This is a genomic window from uncultured Bacteroides sp. (genome assembly GCF_947632445.1).
Classification (GTDB): Bacteria; Bacteroidota; Bacteroidia; order Bacteroidales; family Bacteroidaceae; genus Bacteroides.
In genome coordinates this window covers 86,123-92,522 of the sequence record NZ_CANRPM010000003.1, presented here as the reverse complement: position 1 = coordinate 92,522, position 6,400 = coordinate 86,123, and the positions used below count along the sequence as shown (strand labels likewise).

Genomic DNA, 6,400 nt, shown 5'->3' with positions numbered 1-6,400 from the left:
TATGGCACAACAATTTTTCCCACGCCGACCGAAGGCGGCCCCAATGATTTACGCCTATGAAGATGTATCGTACCCCGGATTGCTGAAAGTCGGCTATACGGCAATCGACGTGCAGAAGCGCGTCGCCCAGCAATATCCCGTCATCCGTCCGGGCGAACGTCCCTACCGCATTGTCTTCGCGGAATCAGCAATGCGCAACGACGGCACGTTTTTTACTGACGAAGAGTGCGGCGGCGTACACGATACCCTCGTAAGATGGGTGTCAAGCGTATCGCAGGCGAGTGGTTCCAATGCACGGCGCGCGAGGTGCGGGCAGCCGTGCGTGCTCTCCGTGAGCGGCGCGAAACCGAACTGTTCCGCACGGAGACTTTCGGCATGCGTCCCGAACAGCGGGCGGCGGTAGAAAAGACGAGCGCCTATTTCCGTACACGCCGTGCCGAAGAGCCGGACAAGACCTTCCACTTCCTGTGGAATTGCAAGATGCGTTTCGGCAAGACCTTCGCCGCCTATCAATTAGCCAAAGCGATGGGCTGGAAGCGGCTGCTGGTGCTGACCTTCAAGCCTGCCGTGCAGAGTGCATGGGAAACAGACCTGCGCACGCACGTCGATTTCGAGGGCTGGCAGTTTATCTCGCACGACGGCGTGCTGACCTACGACACGGCAGACCGCTCGCGCCCGATTGTCTGCTTCGGGTCGTTTCAGGATTATCTGGGACGCACCAAAGCCGGAGGCATCAAGGCCCGCAACGAGTGGGTGCATGCCATCAACTGGGACTGTGTGATTCTGGACGAATACCACTTCGGGGCGTGGCGGGAAAACGCGAAAGAACTCTTCGAGAACGAAGACCGCCGCGAACAGGCATTTGCCGAAGGCGGCGGGCTGGACTATTTCGACGAGGAACTGATGCCCATCACGACGGGGGCTTATCTCTATCTGTCGGGTACGCCGTTCCGCATTCTGAATCGCGGCGAATTTATCGAGGAACAGATTTATGCGTGGACTTATTCCGACGAACAGCGTGCCAAAGCGGCATGGAACGATGCCGACGGTACAAACCCATACACCGCCCTGCCGCGTATGGTGATGATGACTTACCAACTGCCCGACGCCTTGCAGGCGGTAGCGAAACAGGGCGAGTACAACGAGTTCGACCTCAATGTGTTCTTCGCAGCCGAGGGGCAGGGCGAGGCGGCCCGATTCCGTTACGAAGACGAAGTGCAAAAGTGGCTCGACCTGATTCGCGGTGCATACTCCGAGAATATTGTCAGCGACCTTAAACTCCGCAGCGAGCGTCCGCCGATGCCCTTTTCTCATGCCCCTTTGTTAGCGTCGCTGACCCACACGTTCTGGTTCCTGCCGACGGTCGCGGCGTGTCATGCCATGCGCAACCTGCTCGCGCAGCGGCAAAACCGCTTTTACCACGACTATAACGTCATCGTGGCTGCCGGCGCGCAGGCGGGAATCGGCATCGAAGCGTTGAAGCGGGTCGAACAGGCGATGGGCAATCCCCTCGAAACGAAAACTATCACGCTGTCGTGCGGCAAGCTGACTACGGGCGTATCGGTCAAGCCATGGTCGGGCATCTTCATGCTGCGCAACTCGTCGAGCCCCGAAACCTATTTTCAGGCGGCGTTTCGGGTGCAGACCCCGTGGACGGTGAGCAATCCCGACGGACTGTCGCCCGACAAGACGGAAATACTGAAACAGGAATGTTATGTGTTCGATTTCGCCCCCAACCGTGCCCTGCGGCAGTTGTCCGAATATTGCTGCCTGTTGAATGACGGGGCGCAGAGTTCCGAAAAGAAAGTCGCCGAATTTATCCATTTCCTGCCCGTGCTGGCATACGACGGCAGTTCGATGAAGCAGATAGATGCAGCCGGAATTCTCGACATCGCCACAAGCGGAACGACCGCGACACTGCTGGCAAAACGCTGGCACGATGCCGCACTGGTCAATGTCGATACCAACACGCTGCGCCGCCTGATGAACAACGCCGAAGCAATGGCCGCCCTGATGAACATCGAAGGCTTCCGCACGCTGAACAGCGACATCGCAACCATTATCAACAAGTCCGAAGCGGTCAAGAAGGCGAAGCGCGATACACCCGACGAAGCATGGACAAAGGAGCGCAAACGCGAACTGACGGACGAAGAGAAGGAGTACAAGAGCATACGCAAGAAGATACAGGAGAAGCTCATCAAGTTTGCAACGCGCATACCGATATTCATGTATCTGACCGACTACCGCGAACAATGCCTGCGCGACGTTATCACCAAGCTCGAACCCGCACTGTTCCGCAAGGTTACGGGACTGTCGATTCGGGATTTCGAGCTGCTGGTGTCGCTCGGACTGTTTAACTCGGCATTGATGAACGATGCCGTCGGCAAGTTCAAACGCTACGAGGACGCCTCGCTCGAATACATCGGCATAAACCGCCACGCCTCCGAAACCCGCATCGGACTGAATGACACCGTCATTACCAAAGACGAGTACCGACAGGTGTTTGTCAACCGGCCGTAAGTAAAAACAATCGGGGCGGGCATCTTCATACTCGCCCCCACCCACAAAAACCCGCCCGTCCGTTTGCCGCTCCGATACCTTTTTATATCTTTGCCGGAAACCTCAAAACAAACCGTTTATGGCAACATACAACAGAATTTTACTGAAGCTCAGCGGCGAGAGCCTCATGGGCGAAAAGCAGTATGGCATCGACGAGAAACGTCTGGCCGAATATGCTGCACAAATCAAGGAGATACACGCCACGGGCGTACAGATCGGAATCGTCATCGGCGGAGGAAACATCTTCCGGGGACTGAGCGGCGCTTCGAAAGGATTCGACCGCGTGAAGGGCGACCAGATGGGCATGCTGGCCACCGTCATCAACAGCCTCGCACTCAGTTCGGCACTGACGGCCGCAGGTGTCAGGGCGCGCGTGCTGACGGCCGTGCGCATGGAGCCTATCGGCGAATACTACAGCAAATGGCACGCCATCGAATGCCTGGAGGCGGGCGAAGTGGTCATCATGTCGGCCGGTACCGGCAATCCGTTCTTCACCACCGACACCGGCTCCAGTCTGCGCGGAATTGAAATCGAAGCCGACGTCATGCTGAAGGGCACCCGCGTGGACGGCATCTACACCGCCGACCCCGAAAAGGACCCGACGGCCACAAAGTTCCACGACATCACCTACGACGAAGTGCTGCGACGGGGCCTCAAGGTGATGGACCTCACCGCCACCTGCATGTGCAAGGAGAACAACCTGCCCATCATCGTCTTCGACATGGACACCGTAGGCAACCTAAGGAAGGTCGTCGAAGGAGAAGCGATAGGCACGCTGGTGCACAACTGAAGACCTGTCGTTGTGCACAAGCGTGTGCACAGTTGTGCATAAGCGTGTGCACAGTTGTGCATAAGCGCGTGCACAGGTTGTACCTAAACGTGAGCGAAGGTTGTGCATAAACGTGTGCACGGTTGTGCATAAGCGTGAGCGGAGGTTTTCCCTAACCGGACGAATATCTTCCGCTACTTTCTTGCAAAAGAAGGAATAATGCGCTACATTTGCTCTATCAATTTAAACAACAACCATTCCATCCACTAAAGAACGAAGTGATATGAAAGACGTAAAAGACATTCTGAACGAAGCGCAGGAGAAAATGGACATGGCCGTCATGTATTTAGACGACGCACTGGCACACATCCGTGCCGGCAAGGCCGACGTCCGCCTGCTGGACGGCATCCGTGTAGACTCTTACGGCAGCATGGTGCCCATCAACAACGTGGCTGCCGTGACGACTCCCGACGCACGCAGCATCGCCATCAAGCCCTGGGACAAATCCATGTTCCGCATCATCGAAAAGGCCATCATCGACTCTTCGCTGGGCATCATGCCCGAAAACAACGGCGAAATCATCCGCATCGGCATTCCGCCGCTTACCGAAGAGCGCCGCAAGCAGCTGGCCAAGCAGTGCCGGGGCGAGGGCGAAACAGCCAAAGTGAGCGTGCGCAACGCCCGTCGCGACGCCATCGACCGGCTGAAGAAAGCCGTCAAGGAAGGCCTTGCCGAAGATGCCCAAAAAGGCGGCGAGGAGAAGCTGCAAAAGGTACACGACAAGTACATCAAGCAAATCGACGACATGCTTGCCGCCAAGGACAAGGAAATCATGACCGTTTAACGAATGAAGAATGGGGAATGGAGGAAGCGCTCCATTCCCCGTTTTCCGATTTCCGACCAATGAAAGGGCTTGTCATCAAGAACACAGGCGACCGGTATCTCGTCAAGACCGAAGACGGACGCAGCATCGAGTGCAAAGTCAGGGGCACCTTCCGCCTGAAGGGCATCCGCAGCACCAATCCGGTGGCTGTGGGAGACTACGTGCAAATCATTCTCAACCGGGAAGGCACGGCTTTCATCAGCGAGATTGAAGACCGGCGTAACTACATCATCCGCCGTGCCTCCAACCTGTCGAAACAATCGCACATCATCGCCTCCAACCTCGACCAGTGCCTGCTCGTCGTCACCGTCAACTATCCCGAAACTTCGACCACCTTCATCGACCGTTTTCTGGCCACGGCCGAAGCCTATCGCATTCCGGTAAAGCTCGTATTCAACAAGGCGGACGCTTACGACGAGGCCGACCTCCGCTACCTGGACAGCCTCATCCGCCTCTACACCGCCATCGGCTACCCCTGCTTCAAGGTGTCGGCCACACAAGGCACGGGCATCGACCTCCTCAAGGCCGAACTTTGCGGGCGCGTCACCCTGCTTTCGGGCCATTCGGGCGTAGGCAAATCCACCCTCATCAACGTCATCCTGCCTGAAGCCTCGGCACGGACGGGCGAAATATCCGCCGCCCACAACAAGGGCATGCACACCACCACCTTCTCCGAGATGTTCGCTCTCGAAGGCGGGGGCTACCTTATCGACACTCCGGGCATCAAAGGCTTCGGCACCTTCGACATGGAAGCGGAAGAAATCGGCCACTACTTCCCGGAGATATTCGAGACGTCGGCCGGATGCCGCTACGGCAACTGCACCCACCGTCACGAGCCGGGCTGCGCCGTGCGCCGCGCTGTCGAGGAACACTGCATCAGCGAGTCGCGCTACCGGTCTTACCTCAGCATGCTCGAAGACAAGGAGGAGGGGAAGTATCGGACCGGATATTGACCGGCGGTTCCTGCACTCTCCCGACGAAGGTTCTTCTGTTAATAAAGCATAATCTCCACGTCCGGCATTAAACTATTCCCTATCTTAGCTCTCCAAACGAACGGTCGATTTTATACCGATACAACGAACAACTGAAAGAATGAAGAAGAGAGTCAAATGGGGGCTTGTCGCCGTCGTCGGTGCCGGGCTTATCGGTTGGGGCATCTATTCGCAAATGCCCAAACCCAATGAAGAACTGGCCGAAGCCGACAAAGTGATGGCCCATCAAAAACAAGGGGGAAAAGCGCTAAATATCAACGCAATCATTGTACAGCCGCAAGTGCTGACCGACGAAATCCCTATCATCGGCAGCCTGATACCCGACGAAGAAGTGAACCTTTCGTTCGAGACGTCGGGCAAAATCGTTGAAATCAATTTCGAGGAAGGAACCACCGTAAAGAAAGGCCAGCTGTTGGCCAAGGTGAACGACCGTCCTCTGCAGGCCCAGCTGCAACGCCTGGTTTCGCAACTGAAACTGGCCGAAGACCGCGTATTCCGTCAGGACGCCCTGCTGAAGCGCGATGCCGTCAGTCAGGAAGCCTACGAACAGGTAAAGACGGAACTGGCCACCCTGAATGCCGACATCGAAAGCGTCGAGGCACAAATCGCCCAGACCGAGCTGCGCGCGCCCTTCGACGGTATCATCGGTTTGCGTCAGGTGAGTATCGGTACCTATGCTTCGCCTGCCACCATCGTGGCCAAGCTCACCAAAATATCTCCCTTGAAGCTGGAGTTTGCCGTGTCCGAGCGCTATGCCCGCGACATTAAGGTAGGCACCAACCTGAGCTTCACGCTGGAAGGTTCGCTGGACACCTACCATGCACAAGTCTATGCCAGGGAGTCGAGCCTTGATATCAATACGCACACCCTGACCGTGCGCGCCCTCTATCCCAATCCCGGCGGCATCATGCCGGGCCGTTATGCTTCCATCACGCTGAAGAAGCAGGAATACAAGGATGCGCTGGCCATTCCCTCGCAGGCCATCGTACCCGAAATGGGTAAAGACAAAGTATTTGTCTACCGTTCGGGAAAGGCCGAACCGGTGGAGATAATCACCGGCATCCGCACCGATGCACAAGTACAGGTGGTCAAAGGTCTGGCGGCGGGAGACACGGTGATCATATCAGGTACCCAGCAGCTCCGTACAGGAATGGACGTAACCATCGACCATATTGAATAACTGAAATTTGCAGTTCC

5 protein-coding genes are annotated in these 6,400 nt (G+C 56.6%); all 5 read left to right on the top strand.

The window, feature by feature from the left end; translation table 11 throughout:
- The first annotated feature begins 255 nt into the window (after positions 1-255).
- Entirely contained in the window at positions 256-2,520 is a 2,265-nt protein-coding gene (locus Q0Z70_RS01390) for a restriction endonuclease (protein WP_298071919.1), read from the top strand.
- A 118-nt stretch (positions 2,521-2,638) separates the two neighbouring features.
- Entirely contained in the window at positions 2,639-3,349 is a 711-nt protein-coding gene (gene pyrH / locus Q0Z70_RS01385) for a UMP kinase (RefSeq protein ID WP_298071917.1), read from the top strand.
- Positions 3,350-3,611: 262 nt separating this feature from the next.
- Positions 3,612-4,172 (top strand): ribosome recycling factor, encoded by a 561-nt coding sequence (frr, locus tag Q0Z70_RS01380; protein WP_298071915.1) that lies wholly within the window; start codon positions 3,612-3,614, stop codon positions 4,170-4,172.
- Between the two features lie 59 nt (positions 4,173-4,231).
- Positions 4,232-5,164 carry a ribosome small subunit-dependent GTPase A gene (gene rsgA, locus Q0Z70_RS01375; protein ID WP_298071926.1) on the top strand — a complete coding sequence of 311 codons (933 nt, stop codon included), beginning with the start codon at positions 4,232-4,234 and terminating at the stop codon, positions 5,162-5,164.
- Between the two features lie 139 nt (positions 5,165-5,303).
- Positions 5,304-6,383, top strand: a complete 1,080-nt coding sequence (locus tag Q0Z70_RS01370) for an efflux RND transporter periplasmic adaptor subunit (protein WP_298071913.1) — start codon at positions 5,304-5,306, stop codon at positions 6,381-6,383.
- Positions 6,384-6,400 lie beyond the last annotated feature (17 nt).